This window comes from Alphaproteobacteria bacterium (assembly GCA_018667735.1).
In the GTDB taxonomy this organism is placed as follows: domain Bacteria; phylum Pseudomonadota; class Alphaproteobacteria; order Rickettsiales; family JABIRX01; genus JABIRX01.
On sequence record JABIRX010000032.1, the window covers coordinates 1 to 26,821 of the forward strand.

The window sequence follows — 26,821 nt, forward strand, 5'->3', positions numbered from 1 at the left end:
CTTCTCCTTTCCTTCTTGTTACCCTCTTCGTCATCTGAGTCTACCGCCCTTGATCTTCGCTCGCTTCTCCTTTCTTTATTGTTACCCTCTTCTTCATCTGAATTTACACCTCTTGATCTTCGCTCACTTCTCCTTTGCTCTTGCCCTCCTTCAAGGTCACTTCTGTTATATTCTGTTTTATCTTGCTTGTGCTTAGCTTTAACTGGGTTTGTTGCTAAACTCTCTTTTGCGTAAATAGAATTAGCATAAAAAATTATCATTACTAACATTACTTTTTTTATCATCTCCAGCCAAATAAATTAGTTGTATAATTTAACTGTAACAAATTTTATGAGTCTTGTCTAATTATGCGATGACAAAAAAAAAGGTTGATAGCAAGCTACCAACCTTAAGAGAGAGATATGATGATGACTTACCATATTAAACAGGGTTTATTTAACATGCAAGCGTTAACTTAAAAAATATTTTTTCTTGAAAAACCATGCGGCACCAAACTACCTTTTATTGCTCTTTTACCAAACCACGCTCTTAAATCACTCTCCGTTCTTACTTGCTTACCCGAAAACCACGATAAGCCATTTTGAAAGTTTAAAGGCTTTACATCACATAATTCTGATGAAATTTGTTTTTGCAATATTACCCCCTTACCTTTAGTCATAAATGGCAACTCTGTTAACTTAAAGATCAGCATTTTTCTATTACTATTTACCACAGCCAAAGCATCATCTTCTGGCGCAATATTTTTAACTACCTTTAGCTCATCTTTAACATCTAAATTAACTATCTGTTTACCAGTTTTTGTTTGTGCAAAAACATCTTTAGCTAAAAGCTTAAATCCCTTACCAAATTTTGTCGCAACCACAAATATATGATTTTTATTATATATTTTTAGCTCTAAAATTTTAGCCTTAGAGTCTAGATCAATAATCATGTTAATAGGCTGCCCTTCTGTCTTACCTCTGGGTAATTTATGTGTATCCAATGTGTAAAACTTACCATCACTTACTGTAATTAAGATTTTTTCCGTAGTTTTCAACTCCAAAATAAAACCCTGCTCATCACCAATTTTATATTTGATATTTTCGTTATTTATATTATGCCCATTAACAACTCTTACCCAACCTAATTTTGAACAAATAACCGTAACTTTTTCCTCTTCTATAAAGCTTGTTTCATCTAATTCTATGTGAACAAAATCGTTTACTATCTCCGTTCTTCTTTTATATTCTGCTTTTTTTGCTGTAAACTCCTTTTTAAGCTCTTCAAACTCATTTAAAAGCTCAGCATGTTGCAAAGCAGTTGAAGCCAATAATGAAGATAATCTTCCTTGCTCCTGTAGCAAGGCATCTCTTTCTGTTTTAATTTTAAACTCTTCCAACTTTCTAAGTGATCTCAATCTCATATTCAAGATTGCTTCCGCTTGATTATCAGTTAAGTTAAATTTTGCAATCAATTGAGCCTTAGGTTCATCACTTTCCCTGATTATAGCAATTACTTCATCTAGGTTTAAATAAGCTATTAAATAACCCTCTAAAAGCTCAACTCTTGCTGTGATTTTATTTAATTCAAATTGTGATTTTCTTCTGATAATAACATAACGATGCGCTATATATTCCTCTAAAACCTCCTTCAGATTCATGACTCTTGGCACTAATTTTGAATCTAAAACATTTAAATTTAAATGAAATTTATTCTCCAAATCAGTAAATTTGAACAATTGCTCCATTAGTAAATTAGCATCATTATTTCTTGATTTTGGCTCAATTACAACTCTAAGATTTGCATCAGACTCGTCTCTAATACCTCCAATTAAAGTAAGTTTCTTAGCTTTGTATAAATCTGCTATTTTTTCAATTAATCTGGCTTTTTGTACTTGATATGGAATTTCAGTAATAACAATTTGATAAGCTCCTTTAGTCAACTCCTCTTTATGCCATTTTGCTCTAATCTTAAATGAGCCTCTGCCAGTCTCATATGCCTTAATAATTGCTTGCTTTGACTCTAAAAGTAAACCTCCTGTTGGAAAATCTGGACCCGTGATAAAATTTGCCAAAGTCTTTACATAGCATTCTGGATTTTTTAGCAAATAAATTAGAGCTGAAAATAATTCAGCTATATTATGTGGTGGTATTGAAGTAGCCATACCCACCGCAATTCCTTCACTACCATTTGCTAGTAAATTTGGAAATTTAGAAGGTAAAATTGCTGGCTCACTATCTGAGTCATCATAAGTATTTTTAAAATCTACTGTATCTTTGTCAATATCAGCTAATAACAACATTGAAACTTCTGTTAATTTAGCTTCAGTATATCGCATAGCTGCTGCGTTATCTCCATCTAATGAACCAAAGTTACCTTGCCCATCAACCAAAGGGTAGCGAACTGAAAAAGTTTGCGCCAACCTAACTAAAGCATCATATACTGCTTGATCTCCATGCGGGTGATATTTACCGATAACATCTCCCACTACTCTTGCACATTTTTTAAAACCAAATTCAGGGTCTAATCTTAGCTTCAACATTGCGTATAACAATCTACGATGTACTGGTTTTAAACCATCTCTAACATCAGGTAAAGATCTGGACATAATGGTGGCCATTGCATAAGAAATATACCTCTTTCCTATTGCATCACCAAAATTAATCTGTTCTACTTCGCCTGCGGTTAACATTTATACTGAGAAAACTTGCCTTTATAAGTACAAAATATATCTTATAATATTAAAACAGCAAGTGTTAAGCTTGGCAAAATAACTTAAATTATAATTATAAATAGGTAATTCATGTTCTGGGAAGGAGAGGCGCTCTTAATTAACACCATAAAACATTCCGAATCTTCACTAATTGTCACTTTATTTGCAAGAGACTCAGTGCATAAAAGCTATGCAAGAGGGGCTAACAGCACCAAAAATAGAGCTACATATCAAATAGGAAACATGATTTCTGTAGTAAAAAAATCACGCTCAGAAAATTCTTTAGGCAACTTAACCAATGCCGAAACAACCAAGAATTTTAACTCTCTATTCATTAACTCTAATAAAAAAACCCTGATTTTAAAAACAATAACAGAATTTTTAAGCTTAACATTGCAAGATGATGAAAATCACGAAAAACTTTATGACATAACCTTAGAACTTTTGCATAAAGCAGTAAAAAACGAGCTTACCATAGTAGATTATTTTAATTATGAGCTAAATTTCTTGAGCCACATAGGTTATGGTATAACCTTAGATTATTGCGCTGTTACCAAGGCTAAAGATAACTTATTTTATGTATCACCCAATACTGGCCATGCAGTAACCAGAGAAGTAGGCGAAAAATACCATGAAAAACTATTGATTATACCAGAATTTCATTTGCTCAACACTGAAAAGCAGCAGATAAATGATAATGAAATTTATCAAGCCTTTAATTTAACCGGCTATTTTATTGAAAAAAATATTCTTACGCCAATCCAAAGAAACTTGCCTTACAGTAGAAATTTACTGCTTAAAGAATTTGTTAAAGACGCAGCACCAATTGAACTTGGCGGTCCATCAGGATTAGAACCAACTAGATATGGAGATTGGGAAAAAAATGGCAGAGTTAGCGATTTTTAAACCAACATTGAAAAATAAAAAACAGATTATGCTATTTTATAAAAATTGCTCAGTAATTAATTTGTCTTGCAGAGGATTTTTACTGTCAAACAGCAATGTTCTTGATTCATCTTTTGATTTTTGGATATTAACCGCACTAATATCACGAAACTCAAAATAATCTACAACGCAACTAACTGGCCTTTTTATGGCGTCATGTATAATAAAATCCACTATAGTATTACCGGGTAATAATGCTCCGCGCCATTGTCTTGGTCTGAACGGGCTTATTGGTGTCAAAGCTAACAAATCACTACATAATGGAATGATTGGTCCTTTTACTGAAAAATTATATGCACTACTACCAGCAGGCGTTGCAACCAAAATACCATCTCCAACTAAATGATTAATTTTAGTTTTAGCATTAATTTTAACTTCAATATTAGTAGATTGCCTAGTCTCTCTTAATAATGAAACTTCATTGTAAGCTTTAACTGAATGAGTATTATTGTTATTGTCAGTAACTTTTACATTTAAAGGTGATATATGTGCTTCCTTGGAATTTCTAATTTTATTAAGAAGATCTTCAGCATTAAATTCATTAAGCAGAAAACCAATAGTACCACAATTCATACCATATAAGGGTGCTTTAAATTTGGTAATATTATGCATAGAATGAAGCATAAAACCATCGCCACCCAAAATAATAATTGCGTCTAAATCATCTTTAGCATAGTTGTTTATGTCTATTAAGTCGTATTTTTCTGTTAATATATTGGATGATTTAATAGATATTTCTGTTTTATCAGCCCATAAACCTAATTTCATACTGCATCATTATTGTATTTAATATTTTCTATATTAAATTAAATTTCTTACTAAAGCAAAGGAAATAAAAATGACTCAGGTGAAAAAAACAAATATTTTAATTATAGGTTCAGGACCAGCTGGTTATACTGCCGCAATATATGCCGCAAGAGCAAATTTAAAACCCATCCTAATCGCAGGCCTTCAGCCTGGTGGTCAATTAACTATAACTACAGAAGTTGAAAATTATCCAGGTTTTGCAGACCCTATCCAAGGACCCTGGCTAATGGAACAAATGAATAAACAAGCCGCAAATGTTGGCACAGAAATAATTTACGAAAATATTGAGAAAGTGGATTTCTCCACAGCACCATATAAAGCATATGATATGTCAGGAATTGAATATCAGGCTAAAACTGTAATAATTTGTACTGGCGCTTCAGCAATATGGCTTGGCCTTGAAAGTGAAAAAAAATACCAAGGTTTTGGAGTTTCAGGCTGCGCTACATGTGATGGCTTCTTCTTTAAGAATATGAATGTTGCAGTAGTAGGTGGAGGAAATACCGCAGTTGAAGAAGCGTTATATCTAACCAACCATGCAAAAAAAGTATATTTAATTCATCGCCGTGATGAATTAAGAGCTGAAAAAATGCTCCAAGATCGCTTATTAAACCATCCTAAAATTGAAGTTTTGTGGGATAGTGTGTTAACTGAAGTTGTCGGTGAAGAAAAACCAAAAAAAGTTACTTCGGCTAGAATTAAAAATGTTAAAACTGATAAAATCTCTGATTTAGCAGTTGAAGGCATATTTATTGCAATAGGCCACAAGCCTAACACTTCTTTATTTACTGACTATCTTAATGCTGATAAAACTGGCTATCTACACACTGAAGCAAATAGCACTAAAACTAATTTAGCTGGGATTTATGCAGCAGGAGATGTGCAAGATAGCATCTATAGACAAGCAGTAACTGCAGCTGGAACCGGCTGTATGGCCGCTCTTGAAGCTGAGAAATTCATAGCTGAGCAAAAATAATTTTATAAATTACCTATTATAGTAATTATTAAAGCCCAGCCTATAAGTTAGTCAGAACTGCAACCAAGTGAAAATTCAAACCTAAGATTAGACATTAGTTTAAAGCTTAAAAGTTAAATATATCTTCGCCTAAATGCTATTCTTTAAGCTCTTTTATATGTAACTTTCTGAAAATTATTTAATAGCTTAAAGTGCTCCCCAGACTAATTTAAGCCCAAAACAACAGAAAGATAAATAGTTTTAACTAGCTCTAATATTGCTTTATGTGGGATAGTTGCTCTCTAAAAACTATAATTATCATCTAAAAACTAGAACTCGTATTAGTATTAAGCATAAAATTAAATATTCCTAGCTAATTATTAAAATTTTAGCTTCATTATATTTATCTAACTTTTAGGTTAAAGCTTACTTTATCAGCACTATATTTAAGAAAGTTTCAGTTCAAAACAAACAAAATATGAACCTTTAAAATTTACGCTCACATTTATAAACTAAGGTGATTTTGCGCGATGACAATATTGGCTATGCTTAAGTGAACGGTTTTATCTATTTAATCTAAAATAAAATTTAATGCTTCAGCGATTTTCTACTTTCTTGCTCTGCTATTTTAAGCTCCATAAAACCTTTATATAAAGCTGATAATTCATTAATATCTTTAGCGCGTAAAATTTCACCTTGATTCATAATTTGTTTAGTTAGATTTTGCGCTAAAAGATTAATTAATTCTAAATCTTTAATGTTTTTAATATTTGCAGATTTTAATTTTTTTTCATTTTTGACTATAGAAAAATAGTCATTAGTAACATAATTTAATTGTAAACGACCTTTTATTTTCTGTTGAGAAATCTTCAAATCTTGCAAAAACTCTGTCCAATCTGGTTTCAATAATTTTTGCCCTTTCTTTAAATTTAAAAAATCAACAATATTAAAACGGCATATACCATCAATATTTATTAAGTATCTAGCATCTTCAGTTTCAATAAAAGATCTAATTTTACCAAGACAACCTATAGAAGTTTTTTGCGTCTTTGTACTTTTTACCAAAATAGCTACAAATCTTTTTGGGTCTTTTAATATATTATCTATTAAAGTCAGATTTTGCGGTTCTTCTAAACATAGCGAGATATTGGTCGAAGGTAATAATAATTCATTTACTTCCAAGCATAAAAGTTGCTTTGGTAAGTCTTGCGCTTCTATTTTTAAGTTTTTTGTTTTAAACATTTTTCTGTAATTTAATTAAATATATATGCTTTAATCCCAAAATTCCAAGGGCTAAACTTATAAAAAAGTTCCAACCACTTAAAGTGAAAATAAATTTGAATAATGGTTTGTCGCAAGGAGTGGAAATTTTATTTTGTAAATAAACGCTTAACTCAGTAACATTTTCAAAGTTATTTTTATTACTTACACAATCGAAAAAATTAACAAATAAACCATATTCAACCCCAGCATGATAGAATGAAATTGCCGCAAGCACAAATAAAGCTATAACCCCACAAATAATATAGGTTCTTTCACATCTTCTCTTTGCGACAAAATTAAAAAAAGCTAAAATTAAAATAAAGTAAAGTGGAAATCGCGCTAGATTACATAATGCGCAAGGTAATAAACCAAAGAAAAATTGTAATATTAAGGCAAAAACAATGCTTAAAGCGGCATAGCTAAATAAATATAAGCTATAATGTCTAATTAGATGGTAATATATTACTTTGTTCAATTTCATAATCTAGCCTATTTATTAAATTATCTATATTTAAAATTTCATTTTGAACTTCGCCATTCTGGTGGTTCAAACTATAAATTATATAAGTAGGCACTGCATAACGCCCTACTGAATTTAAAAGTAATTCAATATTTTTATCACTATTAGTATAGTCCGCTTTTACTGCTATAATATTGTTTTCTTTAATATAGGTGCGAAAATTTTGACGATTTAATACAGATAAATCATTAAATTTACAAGTTAAGCACCAATCTGCTGTGACATTTACAAAAATTATCTGTTTTTGTTCTATTAACTCATCCAACTTCACATCATTAAAATTGCGCCAAAATTTTTCTTCTTGCTCCTTGCTAGCCTGCGCAAAAACTATAGTTAATATTGCCATTATTAATGTTGCTAAAATTAACAGGCGATAAATAATTAAATTGGTTAAATTTAACATAGCTGCTCTCTTTTTAAGTAAGAATACCATAAAAAATAGCTGTCCTAAAAATATCATGATTACAAATATATTTGTTTGTGCATAAAGCACATAAACTAACCACATAATGGTAAGAACTAAAAATAAACCCATTATTTTTTTTAACTTTAACATCCATCTTCCAGCTTTAGGTAGAAGCTTTAATATATTTGGTTTTATAATTAGTAAAATATAAGGTGTTGACATACCCAATGCTAAAGCAAAGAAAATCAACAAAATATCTAAGCTTGTGCCAGATAAAGCAAAGGCTAAGGCCGTACCTAAAAATGGTGCAGAACATGGTGTAGCTAATATTGCTGCTAAAACTCCTGTAGCAAAATGTTTTACAAACTTAATTTCACTTTTGCTTACCTTGTCTAATTTACGCACTAAAAAACCAGGCAAATTAATTGTAAAAAAGTCAAATATATTGCAACAAAATAAAGTTATAATTAAAGCTAGTGAGGCAATAAATAAAGGCTCCTGAAAATGCATTCCCCACCCAAGTGAGACGCCTAGTTTTTGCAATAATATTGCTCCAATTGCAAAAGATAGAAAAGCAAAAATTATTCCTAGAATTGTAAAAGTTGAAATAAATATAACTTCTTTTTTTGCCTGATTACGCTTTTCTAATAAATGATAGATTTTTAGAAAAATAATTGGCAATACACAAGGCATGAAGTTTAAAATTATACCAGCTAAAAAAGCACTTAAAATAATATATAAATAATTTACTATTTTTCGCTCATGACCCAACTCATTGATCAACTTTAAATTATCTGGAAAAACCTGCTTTTGCTTGAGATTAAAATTGATATTTTCATTAAATTTCAAACAAATATTATTGCATAAAGCAAATTCAACCATAATATCTGCTTGCAACTCTATATTTGCTTTAGTTTTAATAGAAAGAGGAAAAATAACCTCATCCTTGTAACCAAAAGAAGTATATTCAGCAAATTCTATAAATTTTTCTGCTGCAGGGTAATATATTTGATAATTTAAAATATCGTCGCTACCACTAACCTTAATTTTGGTTGGCAGACCTAGCTCTTGAATTCTATTATCATAAATTTTCCAGCCCTCTTTTAAGGTAAATTTTATACCTAATATTACATTATCATCAATATAGCTTCCCTTAATAAGCTCTAATTTTGCATAATCATTTAAGTTGCTATTTGCATAAGCTTTAAAGCTAAAAACATACACAAAAGCAAAAAAGAAAGCAAAAACAATATAAATTCTTGAAGTTTTCATCTTTGCTAATCTTTCCAAAATAATTTAGAAAATAACACTAAAATTGTAAATATTTCCAATCTACCAACTAACATAGTGAATGATAAAACCCATTTAGAAAAATCATTTATCGAGCCATAATTTCCAGTTGGTCCTACAATATCTCCTAAACCAGGCCCTACATTTGCAAGAGCAGCAGCTGCTGCACTTAAACTAGTGATAAAATCTAAGCCAGAAATAGCAAGTAACATCGTAACTACAAAAAAACATAGGCAAAAAAGTATAAAGAAACTTAAAACTGCTGAACTTACATTATCAGAAACAATATGCTTATTATATTGTATGCGATAAATTCCATGTGGTTGGATTAATTTAAAAATTTGATATTTTGCAATAATATATAAAATTTGAAATCTAAATATTTTAATTCCACCAGTAGTAGATCCGGTGCAGCCACCAACTACAGTTAACATAAAAAATAAGATCAGCATAAATTCTCCCCATACATTATAATTTGCAGAAGCAAAACCAGTGGTAGTCATGATCGAAGCAATATTAAAACTTGCTAATCTAACTGCACCACTAAAGTCAAAGCCTTTATGATTTACAAGCCAGTAAATCGTAAGTGAAATAAAAGCTAATAACATGCTGAAAAAAAACTTCACCTGATTATCAGTTACTAAAGATTTGAGGTCTCCTCTTAACATTTTTATGTAAATTAAAAATGGTAACGCACCTAAAATCATAAAGAAAATAGCAACTGTTTCAATTGGTCTGGAATTATAAAAACTTATTGAAGCATCATGCGTGGAAAACCCACCCGTAGACACTGTAGTCATAGAATGTAGAATTGAATCAAATAAATTCATGCCAGCGATGTAATAGCTAATTGCACAAATTATCGTAAAAAATAAATAAATTTTACTTATCGCAAGTGACATTTGCCTTGCTCTTGGCAAAATTTTATCATTCTTATCGGATGATTCAGTACGAAATAATTGCATTCCTCCTACCCTAAGTAATGGTAAGATAGCTATAGCCATAACAATAATACCAATACCACCAACCCATTCAAGCATAGCACGCCAAATCAAAATACCAGGCGGAGCAAAATCTAAACCACTAAGCACAGTAGCACCGGTCGTGGTTAAGCCTGACATTGCTTCAAAAAAAGCATCCGTAAAACTAATTTGTAACTCTGAGAAATAAAAGGGTAAAGCCGCAAAAAACACTAAGGCCAGCCAGCTAAGTGAAGTAAGTATAAAAGCCTCTCTTACCGAAACATTCCTAATTTTATCTTGGCGACAAGTTAAAATTAAACTAACACCAATAAATACTGTAATAAATAAAGCTGCAAAAAAGGCCTGCCAATCACTATTACCTAAAATCAAGTCAACCAATAAGGGCGCAAGCATCGCTATACTTATGATACTCAATAAATAGCCAATTATTAATAATATAATTCTTAATCTTATCATAAATTAAATTTTAACTCTGTTATAAAGCATTTTACTAAAATTAAAATTAAATTCTAACAGTAAATCTAGACAAAAAAAAAGCGGAAAAACTAAAAGCTTTTCCGCTAAACTTAGGGTGGGATATGAGAACTATATTTATAGTAACCTGACTAACTATAAATTAGCAAGTAATTTTGTATTTTTTTTTAATTATTTTAAATAATATAACTTACTTCAAATCCATTAATGCTTAAAAAAGCTGATTTATCTCACTAAATTTATAAATAAAGTTTCCTATTTAGATGCTCTGCAAATACATTAATGCAATATTATTTGGCTAGATTTAGTTATGCCTTAATAAGCACCGGTCAATAATGCTCTTAGCCTAAAGATGAGTTAATTGATATTTTTTAAATTAACTAAAAAATCATTCATCTCAGAATTTGCAAAAGCAGACTTAGCTTCCACTAAATTTATTGGCAGTGCTTCTAATATATATTGTTCATCAAATGCATTGCCCCAGATTTTTTCTGGCGCTTGTAATTTATGTTTTATACCTAAATAAGCACCCATCAGCACTCCAATTAAAACTAAATATGGGTTAGCGTTACTAGCGGGAACACGATGCTCTATTCGCCTCATTTTAGGCTCTTGGTAACTATCTGGAATTCTAAGAGCTGTGGTTCTATTGTTAGTTCCCCAACTTATATTTACCGGGGCATTTGTTGCATTACAGCGATATCTCAACTCTGCTTTATTAATTGAGAATTTAGCAGAAAAACGCGCAAAGTCACTCTGATCTGTTATAAAAAACAGCATTGATGCGGGTAAGTTTTCTAATAATCCTGCAATTGATTGATAAAATAATTCATTTTTTTCTTGGAAAATATTTTCTTGATCACTATCTGAAAAAGACAAATGTGTGTGCATCCCACTACCCACATCTTTATCTCCATGTGGCTTAGCTGCAAAACTTGCTTTACATGCATAGCTTTTAGCAATATTTATAATAATTTCTTTAGTTTTTAACAGATCTTGCGCTAGTTTACCTAAATCTGCACCATGTTTAAAATTCACCTCATATTGAAGCTCTCCTACTTCTTCAGTAACCGAACCTATTTTTAAACCATGGTTAAGCGCAATCTCTTTAACTGAAGCAAGAAATTCTGAAGATTGCTCATTAGATAAAGTTACTTTTGAACTTTCGGGCAAAAGAAAGAATTCTAACTCAAACGACATAATTGCAGTTATGGCAAACTCTTCCTTTAGTAAGTCTTGTATGTTTTTTAAGATTGATTCAAGATCTTTATATTCTGCAGAAAAATCATTAAAAAACATTTCTGATTATGCTAAATTACTATCCAGCCAATCTGCTAATGTTTTTTTAGGTAAAGCACCTACTTTACTATCTACTATTTCCCCATCCTTAAATAAAAGTAAGTTTGGTATTCCCCTAACTTGATATGTTGTAGGAGTTTCTGGGCTGTCTTCTATATTTAACTTTAAGATCTTAACTTTACCTTCATACTCAGTAGCAAGCTGTTCTAAAACTGGAGCTAATTGCTTGCAAGGACCACACCATTCTGCCCAAAAATCAACTAAAACTAAGTTTTCACTTTTTAACACATCTTGTGCGAAATCTTGATCATTTGTACTTTTTACCATATTTTACCTATTTATATTCAATTTTTATTACTTCATATTCTTTGATTCCTTTCGGAGTGCTAACTTCTACTCCATCACCCGCCTCCTTGCCAAGTAAACTTCTTGCAATAGGTGAGGTAACAGAAATTAAATTATTATTTAGATCTGCTTCATACTCACTAACTATTTGGTAAGTTATTTCTTGCTCCTGCGTTAAGTCAAATAAAGTAACTGTGGCTGCAAATCTCACAATTTTATCTGTAATTAAAGCTGGGTCGACAATTTGCGCTCTAGATATTTTATCTTGCAAATCTAAAACTCTACCCTCTATAAAACTTTGCTTGTCTCTAGCTGAGTGATATTCTGCATTTTCTTTTAAGTCACCATGCTCTCTAGCTTCAGCTATAGCACTAATTACAGCTGGTCTTTCAATAGTTTTTAACTTATCTAATTCAGCTTGTATCTTTGTGTATCCTTGTTTTGTGATTGGAAAATTAGCCATTTTACCTCAATATTTCTTTAGATATTTATGTTTTTTTACTGCATAGTCAATTAAAATCACCAGATTCTTTTTATTATATTCTTTCCATCATAAAAAACATGTTTAAAAGCAGCGATTATATGAAACAAAACTATAAATGCAATAATATACGCTAAATATTGATGAGTATAAGAAGATATGTTAGCAATAAACTCGTTTTTTGCCATTAGATTAGGCATTTTTAGCTGAAATAATTTCACACCATAACCATGTGAATTAGACATTAACCAACCCGACAAAGGCACTAAAAACATCAGCAAATATAATGATAAAAAAGTCATTTGCTTAAGCTTTTTTTCTAATTTACGCACTTTAAAAGGTAGTTTTGGTGCTTTAAATTTTAACCTTAACATCACTCTTAAAATTATTAAAAAAAGCAAAATAACACCAAATGATTTGTGTAAATTATAATAAAAATACTTGTTTTCCAATGGAAAATTAGTCATCACAAAGCCTAAGACCAGTAAAAACAATATAAATACAGCCATTAACCAATGTATAATTCTCTGTGTAAGATGATATTTTTTCATAATTTAACCTGTTTAAAATACATAAAAATCTATTTTACTCCCTTTAATAATATGATGTGCCTTAACTTTAAGTTCAGGGGCAAATTTAGGTCTTTTTAGAACGACCTTACCTTTGCTTTTAACTAACTCTATAAAATTCTCAAGCTTATTTTCAGTTGCACAAATTTTTTGTAATATTTGCAGCTCTTTTTTCACCTTAGCACTCTTACTACGCATTGGAAACATTGGGTCTAAATAAAATATATTAGTTTTACAGTAAGTTAAATTGGCACAAAATTCTTTACTATCTTGATTTAAGAGCGTTAAGTTTTTAGCCACATCTTGATATGCAGAATTGGCTAAGTCATGCTGAGCTGCGCTTAGCATTTCATATAATAATTTATTTTGCTCTAACATAGTAACTTGATGACCAAGCAAAGCCATAACCATAGCATCTCTTCCAAGACCTGCCGTTAAATCATAGATATGCATATCATCTGAAATTTTACCTAAGGCTTTAACTAAGCCCTCTTTTTTTAAGCTTTTTCCTCTATTTGAATTACAAAATTTGACAAAATCAATATTAATTTTCAAATTTTCAGTCACATCATGTAAATATAGTTTATGCTCTATCTCAATAAGCTTGATCTCATGCTTCATTTTTTTGCTTATATTCAAATTCGGCAATTAATTTATGAGCGAGTTTTTCTTGCAATGAGTTTTGTTTTAAGCGTTGATTTAGATGCTCAAAATCTACTTCATCCATATTTTGATCTTGGTTATTACATGAATAAACATAATATTCTTCACCTGTTTTTTGATCTATATGCTTTTGTAAACATTGGGCGCAAATTTCCTTCATCATACATTGCATAGGTGAGTTAATACTTGCAACAGCACTTGCGGTACCCAAATACTGTTTTAATGCTTGGTTTTTTGCTTTTTTAACGGCATGCATCATATGATCACTGCCTATCGCTAAAATATGCTCTATGTTAGCTAAAGGCATTTTTACTTCACCTAACTTACCACTAGCATAAGCTTCTATTGCCTCAATAATATTGCCATGATAAATAAAATCATCTGCGCGTCTAGCCTTAAGATTATCTTGTTCATCACAAGCCCAAATTGTTATGTCACTTGCCTCTTCAATTTCTGACATTTTATATCTGTCGCTAGATTTCTTGTAACCAGCAAAATATAATACTTTAGAACCAGCTGCTTTAAATGCTTTACCAATTGAAAATAAAACTGCATTACCAAGCCCTCCTCCTATGAGTAAAATATTTTTATTTTTATAGATTTCAGTTGGCGTACCTGTAGGCCCCATTAGCACCACTTCCTCACCAATATTTAAATATTTACATAAATTTGATGAACCACCCATTTCTAGAGTAATTAAGCTTACGGTTCCTTCTTTTTGATTGGTAGAGGCACCAGTTAACGCAATGTTTTCAATGATTAATTTTTTATTATTAATAGATTTTGCTGTAGTTTCAAAATTTTGTAACCGATAAAACTGCCCTGGTTTAAAATTTTTGCATGCAAGTGGCGCTTTAACAATTATTTCAATAATATTTGCAGCTAGTCTCTTTATTGCAACTATATGCGCTTTTAATTCTTGATCTAAAGTTGTAATAAAATCCGTTTTTTTAATTTTATTTCTAGGTAATTTACTTAATTCTTTAGTAATAATTGGGTATCCGTCTTTAGCGGAAGCCATAGCTTTAACTACATTGCCAAAATAATGCGGATGCATATCGCCAAAAAAGCTAACTGCTTTATTTTCTTCATTTCGACAAGTTATAAATTGCTTTTTAGCATTTGCATTAATAATTAACTTGGTACCATCTTCTTTAATAACTCTAAAATATAGGCCATCTAATTTAAAATCATCATCTTCACTGGCTAAAATACTATTTGGTTTAGTGCCAGCTGCAACTATGATAGTTTTAGCTGATAATGCTTCAATTTGTTCATTTCGCTTAACTAAAATTTCCTTTGCGGCTCCATATTTATCTAATTTGATTTCAACTGGCGTGGAATTTGCCCTAAATTCAATATTTTCTTCTAAAGCTTTTTCTATTTCCTCATGATTTAAACGATAGGCTGGGCTTTGCTGTAATGCTTTGCGATATATTACTTTAACCCCACCCCATTTCTGCAGTAATGCATTTACATCACCGTTTTTTTTAGCTTTTTCTAATCTTAATAATTTAGCGTGTGTGATAAATTCATGTGCAATTAAGCTTTCTTCTTCGCTCCAATTTTCACTTATGTAGCTTGCTGCGTTCTGCTCTAATAATTCTTCATAAAATTTTAAAAACTTCTCTACTTGCAAAGGATAATAAGCCAATGACTCTGTTGCTGAATCAATAGCAGTTAACCCACCACCTACTACAATAATTGGCAATCTAATTTGCAAATTAGCTAATGAGTTTTGTTTATATGGTGTTGATAATTGCAAATTCATCAAAAAATCAGATGCTTGCTTAACCCCCCTTGCCAAATTATTTTTAAGCTTAATAATATTTGGACTTCCAGCTCCCATACATAAGGCGATATGGTCAAAATTAAGTTGTTTGAATGCTATTTCCTTGGTTATTTGACTACCAAATCTCACACCGCCATATAATTTGTAATTAGTATTTCTGGCCAAAATTAAACGAATAATATCAAGATTATTCTTATCCCATCTAACTGTTATACCATATTCAGCAACCCCACCAAAACCACTAGCTACTCGCTCTGCTAAGTTACTTGTAATAGTTTTTATATCTTTTATAGCTTTAAATTTATGAGTTAAAGGCTCTATTTTAAGCCCATCAATGGCAATTACTTGATGCCCTTCTTGCGTTAAATGATATGCTAGATTAAAGCCAGCTGGTCCTTGCCCTACTACTAGAATTTTATAGTTACTATCATCTTTTTGATAGGGCCTTTTAATATTCAAAGGATTCCATCTAGTTAATAAAGAATATAATTCAAAACCGTAAGGCAAATTTAAAACCTGCTTTAATGTTTCGCTTTCAATTTTAGGAATATTGACTGGTTCTTGCTTTTGATAAATACAAGCTTTCATACAATCATTACATATTCTATGCCCAGTTGCTGCAATTAGCGGATTATCAATCATGGCAGTTGCAAGGCTTGCAATGATATTTCCTGATTTTCTAAGCAAATTCATTTCAGAAATTTTCTCATCTAAGGGGCAGCCATTTAACGCAATATTAAGAGGTGATTTTTGGATCTCTCCCGTTTTATCTCTTAATCCTTTTGAACATGAATCCTTAGCTCTATCATGACATATTATACAATAATTCACCTCATTTTGCGCTGCTGCAGCTTTTATGCCAGCATCGGTTAGATTAAAGCTTGAGCGTTGTCTTAATTTTTCTGGCTTAAATGATATTATATCTGCTGTTGTAGTGTTTAAAAGATTATCATAATTTAAATTTTGTGGAAATTTAAATAAAATAGAATCTGGGTGATTATTTTTTACAAAAATATTTATAGCCGCATATTGGGCAAAAACCTCTAACTTTTCGTGATTTTCACTTATATATTTAGCAAATTTATAATCACTATATGCACCAATAATATTTTCTATATTTTTTGTTAATGCTAAAATAGATAAATTAGATAAATCTTCATTTTTATATTTGCGGACAACTTTTTTTTGAATAAAGTTTCTTTTACATTCATAAACAAAGTTTAATTCTTTAGCTGCACAACAAAGCTCATTTACTTCCTCAGTTAAGTTAAATAATTTCACCAGAAATAATTCTAAATAAGGAGCTAATTCTATGGTAAATTTCGCGGTATAATGTTCTTGCCTGGTCCTTAGCGCTAATAACTGCTCTGTTAGCACAGGGTTTATTTCATTTAGAAAGCCTATAAACTCTTGGTCTATTTTTTTTATGCCGGCTAAAGCGTATAAGTCTTCAAAATTTAGGTTAAAGTTAAACTCTGAACTCACTTTAAGCTTTATCTATATTTAGAGATTTACTTAAGGGCTCTAACAGCATTTTTATATGATTTTTCGCATTATCATTAATGTCTTGCAAATCTATTATTTCTAGAATTTGTGCAATTGCAGCATTTGGCTTATCATATTTGGCGATAGTTTTGCCTAATAATATTGAAAGCAAGATATCATGAGCTTGCAAAATATCGGTTAATGAAATGTCGCTAGGAGCTGTATTTTGTTGCTTACTCATAAATAACTTTAAAAATTAATTAACAATCATAAAGATATTTTTTTAAATTATAATTTATTTTTTTTCACTAAAATTACCTATGATTAGCAATTCTACTAAATTATATTTAACTAGCTTTACTAAACTAGCGATATTCTAATTTGTGGCTTTGACGAAATTTAATATTTAGTTTTATGAACAAAAATTCACATAAAATAATGTGTATAAATCTTTTAAAGCCAAAATATTCTTTACGAGCGCACAAAAAACTTAAAAATTTTATTTATTACTCTATGGTAATTAAAACTATATTTATATTTCATGTCGATAAAAAAACTCTCAGATATTTTAATTAGTCGCATAGCAGCTGGCGAAGTTATTGAGCGACCAGCATCAGTGGTAAAAGAATTAGTAGAAAATTCTATCGATGCAAATGCAGATGAAATTTCAGTTAAAATTGAACAAGCTGGGCAGAATTTAATTGAAATTAAAGATAATGGCACAGGCATTGCCAAGGCTGAGTTAGAATTAGCCTTAACGAGAAATGCTACTTCTAAAATTTCGGGTACAAATCTTTTAGAAATAAACAGCTTGGGTTTTAGGGGTGAGGGTCTTGCTTCAATCGCAAGTATTGCTAAATTAAAATTATGTTCTAAACCTCAAATGCAAGAATTTGCTTATGAAATTTCAGCAAATGCGGGTAAATATAGCGAGGTTAGAGCGAGTAATTTAACCCAAGGAACATTAGTTACAGTAGATGATTTGTTTTTTGCAACACCTGCTCGATTAAAATTTTTAAAATCTGAAAAGAGTGAGACCAATCATATTATTGAAATTTTGCGTAAAATTGCCCTTGCTCAGCCACATATAAGTTTTTCGCTTAACATAGATGGTAAAAATTACTTTAATTTAGGCAAAGCTAATATTAAGCAAAGAATAGCTGATATAATTAGTCTTGAATTTATCAAAAATGCTGAAGAAATAAATTTTATTCAAGATGACTATAAATTTAGCGGCTATACTTCTTTACCAACTTTTAATCGTGCCAGCTCTTTGCAACAATATATATTTGTTAATCAGCGTCCGATTAAAGACAAAATAATATATAATGCTATTAAAACTGCTTACCAAGATTTTTTAGCTAAAGATCGCCATGCAGTAATTACCTTATTCATAGAATTACCAAACACCGAAATAGATGTAAATGTTCATCCTACTAAAGCAGAGATAAGATTTAGAGATGCCCAAAAGCTTCGCAGCAATTTAATTATAGCCTTAAAGACTGCTATAGAGAAATCAGGCTTTAGAGCCTCAAGTGAAACGGGTAATCAGGCTTTAAATTATATTAATAATAATTCCGCCCCCCAAGAAAACAGAACTTCCTTTAGTAATAGTTATAATAATTATACGGCAAGAGCAAGTGAGCAGAGCCATAACATAGCTGCAGAGTTTTTGGTTAATGAACCAGATAATGCAAGTAGCTTAGCACAAACTCAAATAAATCTTGCGCCACAAAACAAAGATTTTTCAGGTGAAGTTCAAGCAGAATATCTTAGCTTTCCTTTGGGCAGTGCAGTTGCGCAATTACATAAAACTTATATTATAGCTCAAACACAAAATGGTTTAGTCATAGTGGATCAGCATGCGGCACATGAACGAATTATTTATGAAAAGTTAAAGAGCGCATTAAAAGACAAGCAAATTGTAACACAAAAACATTTATTTTCTGAAATAGTAGAATTAAATGAAGAAGCTTTAAATATTTTATTAGTTAATAGCGAGGAATTATATAAATTTGGTGTAATTATTGAAAAATTTGGAGCTAAAGCGGTAATTATAAAAGAGACTCCCGAAATATTTAAGGAAGTAAATATTAAAGATTTTATTCAAGATTTAGCAGATAACATGCTAGAATATGGTCAGGCTTTAAATTTATTAGATAAATTTACCGAAATTTATGGCAATCATGCTTGCCGCAATGCTATAAGAGCTGGCAGAGTGTTAAATATTGCAGAAATGAATAATATTTTACGCAACATGGAAGCCACACCTTTTTCTGGTCAATGTAATCATGGCAGACCAACATATGTCGAATTAAAAAAACATGATTTAGAAAAGCTATTTGGACGCAAATAAAACAAACTAAACCACTGATTTTTTTATATTGACGAGGTCTTTCATTTATGTTATAGTGTAAAAACAACTATTATATAGGAAAAATATGCCTAAAACTCAGCCAAAACTAGAAGAGACACTGGGAACAGAAGCAGCTCACATAGTTCAAAGATTATATTCAAAAGGTCATGAAAGTCTTTCTTATACTATGTTAAACGCAATGAAGCCTTGGAAGCCTTGGGGTAAGTCAAACAGAATTATTTCTGTAAGAGATGGATATCTTGATATGAAACTGGCGAAAATAGACGCAGAAATAGAAAAAATAACTGAACAGGAATCAAATATAAATGCAACCAGTGCCCAGCAAATCGGCGCAAACTTTCTATCAGCATTCTCTAAGCTTGTTTTGTTTGCAACAGTTATTACTGTTACCTTAATTGTGACTGGACCTCTATTACCATTAGCCACCAGTGTGCTTGGCTCAACTCTAACCACATATGGTGCGATTGGTGCCACTACTGCCTCTGCTACACTTACTGGTCTATCAGGTCTTGCTCTTGCAGGTACTGGGCGTTTTGTAAGCAACGTATTAAACGACAGACATGAGATAAATCTTGGTGTTCGGGAGGACAAATTGGTCTCTAAAAGGACTGCATTAGAAAATCAAAAAAAACTAATAGAGAAAGTAAAAGAACAAGTTGGTCATATTGATGTAAAAAAGGAAAAACTTTTAATTAAAGAACATCACTTACAGGACATAAAAAAGATAGGTAAAGATTTAAAAAAAGAAAATTGGCTTGTTGGCACTTCTGAACCTCCTACTGTGGAAAAGGCTAAAGCTATATATACAGTTAACAAGTTGCTAACAGACATGGATAGTTCTCATACATTAGATCCTCTACTAACAGAAGCAAATTTATTATTAAAACTAATGCCTAAAGAATCTCGTAACGCTAGTGACTTGAAGCATTGTTTACATAATACGGAAAAAAGACGTACGCCTTACATCTTGTGTACGGAAAAAAGTGATACGCTGGTTGCTTATAAATTAAATGAGGAAGATCTCTCTGCAGAAAAAATTGATCTTGATAAGGAAATTCCTGAAGGTTTAAAATATATAGATCCAATGTTAAAATTAGAATACCACTTAGCGACGAATGATGAGGTGATAAAAACAAAAATTAAAGATCTTTATCCGAATCTGAGACCTGCTGATGAAGGAATAATACTAAAAGAACATTTTATAGAAAAGGATCGTTTGCTTAAAAAAATAACTAACCAAGTACAATTTCCAAGAAAAAAAATTGCTATGGTAAATGCTACGCTTGAAAAAGACAAGCTAGAAATAATAGAAACAGATAAAGGATTATTGTACGCTACAAATAATGAACCCTTAACTTTAATTAACCTAGAGCCAAAAAAAGAGCGAAAATTAGAACATATCAAAAGAAAACACTTACCTGCAGTACCAAGTGTTATTAGTGGTGCAGATATGTACCAAAACATTAAAAAAATTAAAGAAATTTTAGCCGATGGCAAAATGGTAAAAGGAGATTTCAAAGCAAATTACAGTAGTGATATATGCGACACCATTACACGTATGATCTCCAGTGATTACCGTCCAGATCCAGATCCAGTTTCAGGTCCATTATCAGCATCCGACATCAATCAACGTTTACATAGGGACCACGCATATCTCACCAAAAGATTAGAAGGTTTCCCTGAGGATCAAGCGAAAGCCATTGCTGCAAGCCTAACCGTAGTACCTGATGCTATTCTTGGTGACTTTGATGCAAGCTCAATACCTACAACTTTAAATAAATTTGGAGATATGGTTAGAGCATCTATCCTTAGTCAAGCAGAAGCAACAAAGCATGTAGAATTAGGTGCAGATGTAGATCGAGAAGTATTTGAGGCTCAATGTGAACTACATGCATTAGAGCAATTATCCGGCCTTCAAAGTGCTGACTATAAATCTAGCAAATTAAATATTTTTCAAAATAAAAACGCAGGAGATGCGATATTAAAAATCACTAAAACAGCAATAAAAAAAACTCAACATAATATAGCACAGCTGCCTACTACAGATAACTTTTCTCAATCAGGAGGAGGACGCGGTCGTTAAGAATATGCGCAACTAGTGCACTAATGCTCTATCACCTTAAATTAATGCCGCTGGCATGCAAAAGGTTTGATAATAATATTATTTGCTCTCAATAAAACTCTTAACATAGCTAGGATTAATATATGTTTATCCTAGCTTAGTTAACCATCTTAGTTTAACTTATCAGGATTTTAAAATTTTTATAAAGTACGAAATTTGATTTAAAAGTTATTTTACAAAATAAAGATATGCTAATATAAAATATTATATATTTTATTACTTTATGTTCAGCTCATTTAGATTTTAACTATGAAAATTTCAAATTTATTTACCACCGAAAAATATGATAGCACTACTAAAAATGAAATTTCGAAATCAGCTGAATTAATTCTTAAGGCTGGCCTAGCAGATTCTTGTGGTTCTGGCCTATATAGCTTTTTACCTCTTGGGGTTAGAGTTTTGAATAATCTAACTAGAATTATTAAAGAAGAACATAATAAAATTAATATAAATGAAATTATTATGCCAATTATTCAGCCAGCTGAATTGTGGCAGGAAAGTGGGCGTTTTAATGATTATGGCAAGGAAATGCTTATAGCTGAAGATCGTCACAACAAAAAGGTGCTAATTGGCCCAACTGCTGAAGAAATTGTTACAGACATCTTTAGAAAACATGTTACGAGCTATAAAAATTTACCCGTAAATTTATATCAAATTAATTGGAAATTTCGTGATGAAATTAGACCAAGATTTGGTATTATGCGCGCAAGAGAGTTTTTGATGAAAGATGCTTATTCTTTTGATTTAAATCAAGAAGACGCTTTTTTGACTTATAAAAAATTCTATAGTTTATATCTTAATATCTTCAAAAAAATTGGGGTAACAGCCATCCCGGTCAGAGCAGCCTCTGGTGAAATTGGTGGAAGCTTAAGCCATGAATTTCATATTTTAGCAAAAACGGGAGAAAGCAAAATTTATGCTGAAGCCACTTTATTTAACGAGATATCTAATGGTAATAATGATTTTGATTCATTAAATAAATATTATGCCGCAGCAGATGAGTTTCATCTAGATGAACATGCTAAAAATAAAGATCTAATTATCAAAAGAGGTATCGAAGTAGGTCATATATTTAACTTTGCAGATAAATATTCTAAACCATTTAAAGCCACAGTAACTAATAAAGATAATAAAGAAGTTTATGTCAATATGGGCTCTTATGGTATTGGTGTATCAAGATTATTAGCTGCAATTATAGAATCATCTCATGATGAAAAAGGTATTATCTGGCCAGAAATAGTTGCACCTTTCCAAATTATTATTAACCCCTTAAATCTAAAAGATGAACAAGTTTTGCAGAAAGCTCAAAATATATATGAGAAATTTCGCAACTTAAATATAGAAACATTATTAGATAATAGTAGTAAATCAGTAGGAAAAAAATTCGCAACTCACGATTTAATAGGTATACCAAAACAAATTATTATTGGCGCTAAAAATGCTAACACTGATTTGTTAGAGTTAAAACATAGAAAATCAGGTGAAATAGAAAATTTAACTTTTACCCAAATAATTAACAAATATTTTAGCTAAATATTATCATATAATTTATACATATAAATGTAGCTTAATAAACTAAAGCTTTATCTAAAGTTTTTTGGTAAATTTTTGTAAACATAAAATTACTTTAATCATCTAATCATAATTCTTAACTAACTTGCTTAGATATTTTGTTAACTTTACCACAACCTTACACTCTATATGAATTTTACTCATAATTTTTAGATAAAAAGCAACCAAACAGCAAAAAAACTTGCTTACCTTGCTAAAATTATTTTATGCTTTATGTAATTTAATAAAAAAATATTGTACATATATCTTAAAATAAAAATGAGGTAATTAGCTTATAATTTGCGCAAATATTATTTGCTACCCATAAAACTCTCTAATCAAGATCTTTTATTATAGGATTAATAACAAATACCATCTATAAAACTAATTCTCCTTTGCTATTTTCTACCCATAAATCTTACCTTAGAATTTTGCATTAGCAATAGCTAGTTCTACGATTTTAAAGTAAAATATTTGATCAAAACTAATTGAATAAATCATTCTTTTAAATGTTACTAGGTATTAGCCATTACACTTTGAGAAGCTTTATTAAGTTTATCTAATTTATAAGTAAAATTTTGCTCATAATGCTCAACTAACTAAGTGAAAATTTATAAGGTGATTAGCTTTCTACTTTTAATGAACAATATTTTTTTTATTATTTTTTTGTTTGAAGTAAAATTTGCGGCAACTAATGCTGCATATTTATCTAATTGCGTAAAATATTTGGCTTTAATTTCATTACCAGTTTCATATTTATAGTCTATTATTTCAATAATATGGTCAGAAATAATTAAGCGATCAATTCGGCCTGTAATTAACTTAGCTGCAAATTTTCCAGTTAATTCTAATTCCGCATAACCAGTAACATTAAAAATATAATTTAATTCATCATCATTATATATTTTCTTAACCTGTTTGATAATTTCTAACTTTTCTTTTGCAAGTAACAAGTATTTTTTCTGCTCTATAAATTTTGCCAAAACATCAATTTTACCACCCTTTACTAAATAATTGAAAATATCATGATAAACAATCCCAATATCTCTATTCTGGTTAATTGTTAACTTACTTTCTATTACTGTTTCTGCTTTTTGATTTAAGGCTAAATTAGCGCTATTATATTCTGTTATTTTTATTGTGTTTTCTGTTATGCTTAGCTCAGGGTTTTTGTAATCAGCTAATTTATTTACCTCTTTTAGCGAGGAAAATTCCTGTAATATTTCATATAACCAATCAATATTTTTTGAAGAATCTTCTGTAAAAGGCACTATTTCTAATATGTCTCTTGCTCTGGTAAAAGCTACATATAATAATCTTATTTCTTCACTTAATTGATTTTGCTCTTTTGACCTTATTAGTTCCTTAACTTCGTCAAATACATCCAAATGCTTAAGGAAAATATAGTTATATTTATTAGTTAACAAAGTAAAATCTGTATTATTCTTCTTTTTTTTACTACTTAACACCACATAAGTTACCTTTTCTTGCAACCCTTTAGCTTGATGCATCGTCATTATAGTTACTAACTCACTAGATTTAAGGATCTCGTTTTTAGCACTAATTTTATATGAATATATAAATTCTAGAAATTCTTTTTTATTTTTAGAGCGTTTGTTAAAGTTTTTAGCTATATTTAAAAATAACATGATTAGCTGCTCCGCTAACGCACCATATATTTGATAATATTTTTCCCTTAAAGCTAAACTATCTAATATATAAGAGAAAAGCTCCTCTAAATCTAATAAATGAAACTTAGCCTTTAAATCATTTAATGTTGCTAGCGAATTTTTATAATCTTTATTTATTAACAAATTAGCAAAAATTGAATTATCAGCGCGCTTATAACTTAAGTTAAAAATATCCTGTTCTGTTAAGTTAAATAATGGTGACTTTAACAATGCAGCCAAATTTAAATCATCACTATTATCATAACAAAATTTAACTATCGCTAATAAATCCATGATAATTATTTTATCTAATAATGAAAATTTTTCATCACTTTGAAAATTTATACCATATTCTCTAAGGGAGTTAATTATTTCTAAATATATTTTTCCCCTATCCCTAACCAATATTAATATGTCACTAGCTTTTAAAGCTAATTCCTGATCAGCTAATTTTGACTGTATATCCGCTGCTATCAAATCTGCTTGTCCTTTAAACTCTGATTGCTTTACTGTAAATTTATCTGGATAATGATAATGTTTTGCTTCAACTGGTTTTTTTAACACCATTTTAGGCCATAAATTAACTGCCCCGCATTGATTTTCTCTGGTTAATTTATGCTGTATGTCAATTTTATCTATAACTAGCTTATCCTTAATTAAATTATGGTTAGAAAAATTATCCACAAAACTTAAAATATCAGCAACCGAGCGATAAGAATATTCTAAATTAATAATAGACATATTCATTCCAATAAATTCTAGCTTTTGCTTATATTTAGATTTTACCCTATGAAATAATTCATGCTCAGCTCCTTGAAAACTATAGATTGATTGCTTTTCATCACCTACAATAAAAAATGACCTAGCCAAATTATTTTGATTATTTTCTTTAGTTGAAAAAAACTCTTCTAATAATAAATCTAAAATTTGCCATTGCCATGGGCTAGTATCTTGCGCTTCATCTAATAAAATATGCTCTAAAGCAAAATTGTAATTATATAAAATATTATCTTTATGATTTTTATCTTTTAACAAATTTAAAACCAGCAAAATAATATCATTATAATCAACAACATTTTCTTCTTGCTTTAATTTATTGTAATGAGCTAACAATAATCTAGCAATTAAGGCTATATTTTCAGCTAAATCTAAAGCCTGATATTGCTTTAATTTTGTGTAATGAGCATTATAAGAACTCGCAAATGAATTTATTACCTCTTGATAAGCTGTAATATTTTTGGCCACTTTTTTTATAACAACACTCTTTCTAAACTCATTTTTAGTCGTACAAAAGTAACTTTGGAATAAATTAAAATCTAAATCATTAAAATTTTTAATGAGTAGTTTTAAATTAACTAATCTTTTTTTATCATTATCACTGCCATTTAAACTAATTTCCTGCGCTAATTTCTGCAAAAAAGCTAAATCTAGATCAGCTTTGAATGAAGATATAATATTTTTTTCATAATCAGCATCTTCCTTGATTTGAAAAAAGGCAAATAAAGATTTTTTATATGCATTAAAATCTTTATAAAATGATAATATATATTTAATTTCAGTTCTTTTTTTAATGATATCCGCAAATATACTGTCTATATAATCATAATGATATTCCTTAACTAACTCGCCTAAAATTGGCTTAAACTCTTCATTTGCAAAAATTCTTTCCTTAGCTATAGCCAGTAATTGCTGAGCATAATTATCATCTATAATTTCAAAATTTTCTTTAATATTTGCTTCATAAGCATATGTTTCTAAGATATTCTGACAAAATGCATGTATAGTTAAAATTTTAAATTGATGTTGCTGATATTTTAACTGCTGTAATTTTAACTTTAATTTTGTAAGCTTTTCTGCACCAAAAAATAAATGTCTTAAGCCAAATTCTTCTAAAAACTTAACTAATTCATCATCATTATAATTAGCTAATTTTTGTATATAGTCACTTAGTCTTTGCAACATCTCTGCTGCTGCTTTATTAGTAAAGGTAATAGCTAGTATTTTGCTTGCTTCTACATCCTGTAACAATAAGGCTAAAATTCTATCTATAGTAACTTTTGTTTTACCCGTACCCGCACTTGCAGAAACCCAAATAGAAGTTTTTTTATCTAATAAAACTTGCATAATTAATA

The 26,821-nt window shown here is 30.2% G+C and carries 20 protein-coding genes; 5 read left to right on the top strand and 15 right to left on the bottom strand.

The genetic code is table 11. From position 1 onward, the window contains the following. Nucleotides 1-284: hypothetical protein (locus HOH73_03085; GenBank protein ID MBT5827841.1), on the bottom strand; the 284-nt coding region annotated here is incomplete at its 3' end. Between the two features lie 170 nt (nucleotides 285-454). Further along, the gene (parC, locus tag HOH73_03090) at nucleotides 455-2,671 is read right to left on the bottom strand and encodes a DNA topoisomerase IV subunit A (protein ID MBT5827842.1); all 2,217 of its coding nucleotides are present in this window, start codon (nucleotides 2,669-2,671) and stop codon (nucleotides 455-457) included. 780 nt (nucleotides 2,672-3,451) lie between these two features. Between parC and HOH73_03095 the strand changes: the two genes are divergently transcribed. Next, nucleotides 3,452-3,598 carry a DUF1674 domain-containing protein gene (locus tag HOH73_03095; GenBank protein ID MBT5827843.1) on the top strand — a complete coding sequence of 49 codons (147 nt, stop codon included), beginning with the start codon at nucleotides 3,452-3,454 and terminating at the stop codon, nucleotides 3,596-3,598. A gap of 36 nt (nucleotides 3,599-3,634) precedes the next feature. Here the strand turns inward: HOH73_03095 and HOH73_03100 are convergent, their stop codons facing one another. Next, nucleotides 3,635-4,405 (bottom strand): NAD kinase, encoded by a 771-nt coding sequence (locus HOH73_03100; protein MBT5827844.1) that lies wholly within the window; start codon nucleotides 4,403-4,405, stop codon nucleotides 3,635-3,637. 64 nt (nucleotides 4,406-4,469) lie between these two features. On the opposite strand from HOH73_03100, the gene trxB reads away from it, so the two are divergent. Continuing rightward, nucleotides 4,470-5,420: a thioredoxin-disulfide reductase gene (gene trxB / locus HOH73_03105; GenBank protein MBT5827845.1), complete on the top strand. Its 951-nt coding sequence runs from the start codon at nucleotides 4,470-4,472 to the stop codon at nucleotides 5,418-5,420. Between the two features lie 567 nt (nucleotides 5,421-5,987). Here trxB and HOH73_03110 read toward each other — a convergent pair. The 11 genes from HOH73_03110 to HOH73_03160 all read right to left on the bottom strand — a co-directional run bounded on the left by HOH73_03110 (nucleotide 5,988) and on the right by HOH73_03160 (nucleotide 17,210). Continuing rightward, nucleotides 5,988-6,641, bottom strand: a complete 654-nt coding sequence (locus HOH73_03110; protein MBT5827846.1) for a hypothetical protein — start codon at nucleotides 6,639-6,641, stop codon at nucleotides 5,988-5,990. Next, nucleotides 6,634-7,143, bottom strand: a complete 510-nt coding sequence (locus HOH73_03115) for a disulfide bond formation protein B (GenBank protein ID MBT5827847.1) — start codon at nucleotides 7,141-7,143, stop codon at nucleotides 6,634-6,636. Before HOH73_03115 ends, HOH73_03110 begins: the two co-directional genes overlap by 8 nt. Then, complete coding sequence (locus HOH73_03120) at nucleotides 7,106-8,860, bottom strand: hypothetical protein (protein ID MBT5827848.1); 1,755 nt, start codon at nucleotides 8,858-8,860, stop codon at nucleotides 7,106-7,108. Before HOH73_03120 ends, HOH73_03115 begins: the two co-directional genes overlap by 38 nt. Nucleotides 8,861-8,865: 5 nt before the next feature. Beyond that, entirely contained in the window at nucleotides 8,866-10,317 is a 1,452-nt protein-coding gene (locus tag HOH73_03125) for a TrkH family potassium uptake protein (protein ID MBT5827849.1), read from the bottom strand. A gap of 375 nt (nucleotides 10,318-10,692) precedes the next feature. Beyond that, nucleotides 10,693-11,634, bottom strand: coding sequence for a hypothetical protein (locus HOH73_03130; GenBank protein ID MBT5827850.1), 942 nt, complete (start codon nucleotides 11,632-11,634; stop codon nucleotides 10,693-10,695). 6 nt (nucleotides 11,635-11,640) lie between these two features. Then, entirely contained in the window at nucleotides 11,641-11,961 is a 321-nt protein-coding gene (trxA, locus tag HOH73_03135) for a thioredoxin (protein MBT5827851.1), read from the bottom strand. A 7-nt stretch (nucleotides 11,962-11,968) separates the two neighbouring features. After that, nucleotides 11,969-12,442 carry a transcription elongation factor GreA gene (gene greA / locus HOH73_03140; protein ID MBT5827852.1) on the bottom strand — a complete coding sequence of 158 codons (474 nt, stop codon included), beginning with the start codon at nucleotides 12,440-12,442 and terminating at the stop codon, nucleotides 11,969-11,971. Between the two features lie 56 nt (nucleotides 12,443-12,498). Further along, entirely contained in the window at nucleotides 12,499-13,011 is a 513-nt protein-coding gene (locus HOH73_03145) for a cytochrome b (protein ID MBT5827853.1), read from the bottom strand. A gap of 12 nt (nucleotides 13,012-13,023) precedes the next feature. Continuing rightward, nucleotides 13,024-13,650: a class I SAM-dependent methyltransferase gene (locus HOH73_03150; protein ID MBT5827854.1), complete on the bottom strand. Its 627-nt coding sequence runs from the start codon at nucleotides 13,648-13,650 to the stop codon at nucleotides 13,024-13,026. Continuing rightward, nucleotides 13,640-16,969, bottom strand: coding sequence for an FAD-dependent oxidoreductase (locus HOH73_03155; GenBank protein ID MBT5827855.1), 3,330 nt, complete (start codon nucleotides 16,967-16,969; stop codon nucleotides 13,640-13,642). The genes HOH73_03150 and HOH73_03155 overlap by 11 nt, the downstream gene beginning before the upstream one ends. Before the next feature lies 1 nt (nucleotide 16,970). Then, the gene (locus HOH73_03160; protein ID MBT5827856.1) at nucleotides 16,971-17,210 is read right to left on the bottom strand and encodes a hypothetical protein; all 240 of its coding nucleotides are present in this window, start codon (nucleotides 17,208-17,210) and stop codon (nucleotides 16,971-16,973) included. 300 nt (nucleotides 17,211-17,510) lie between these two features. Between HOH73_03160 and mutL the strand changes: the two genes are divergently transcribed. The 3 genes from mutL (at nucleotide 17,511) to HOH73_03175 (ending at nucleotide 23,001) form a co-directional block, all read left to right on the top strand. Beyond that, complete coding sequence (mutL, locus tag HOH73_03165; protein MBT5827857.1) at nucleotides 17,511-19,325, top strand: DNA mismatch repair endonuclease MutL; 1,815 nt, start codon at nucleotides 17,511-17,513, stop codon at nucleotides 19,323-19,325. A gap of 85 nt (nucleotides 19,326-19,410) precedes the next feature. Further along, a complete protein-coding gene (locus HOH73_03170) occupies nucleotides 19,411-21,429 on the top strand; it encodes a hypothetical protein (GenBank protein MBT5827858.1) in 2,019 nt (672 codons plus the stop codon). A gap of 288 nt (nucleotides 21,430-21,717) precedes the next feature. Continuing rightward, nucleotides 21,718-23,001 carry a proline--tRNA ligase gene (locus HOH73_03175; protein ID MBT5827859.1) on the top strand — a complete coding sequence of 428 codons (1,284 nt, stop codon included), beginning with the start codon at nucleotides 21,718-21,720 and terminating at the stop codon, nucleotides 22,999-23,001. A gap of 629 nt (nucleotides 23,002-23,630) precedes the next feature. On the opposite strand, the gene HOH73_03180 is transcribed toward HOH73_03175, so the two are convergent. Further along, the gene (locus tag HOH73_03180) at nucleotides 23,631-26,813 is read right to left on the bottom strand and encodes a UvrD-helicase domain-containing protein (GenBank protein MBT5827860.1); all 3,183 of its coding nucleotides are present in this window, start codon (nucleotides 26,811-26,813) and stop codon (nucleotides 23,631-23,633) included. Between the last annotated feature and the right edge of the window lie 8 nt (nucleotides 26,814-26,821).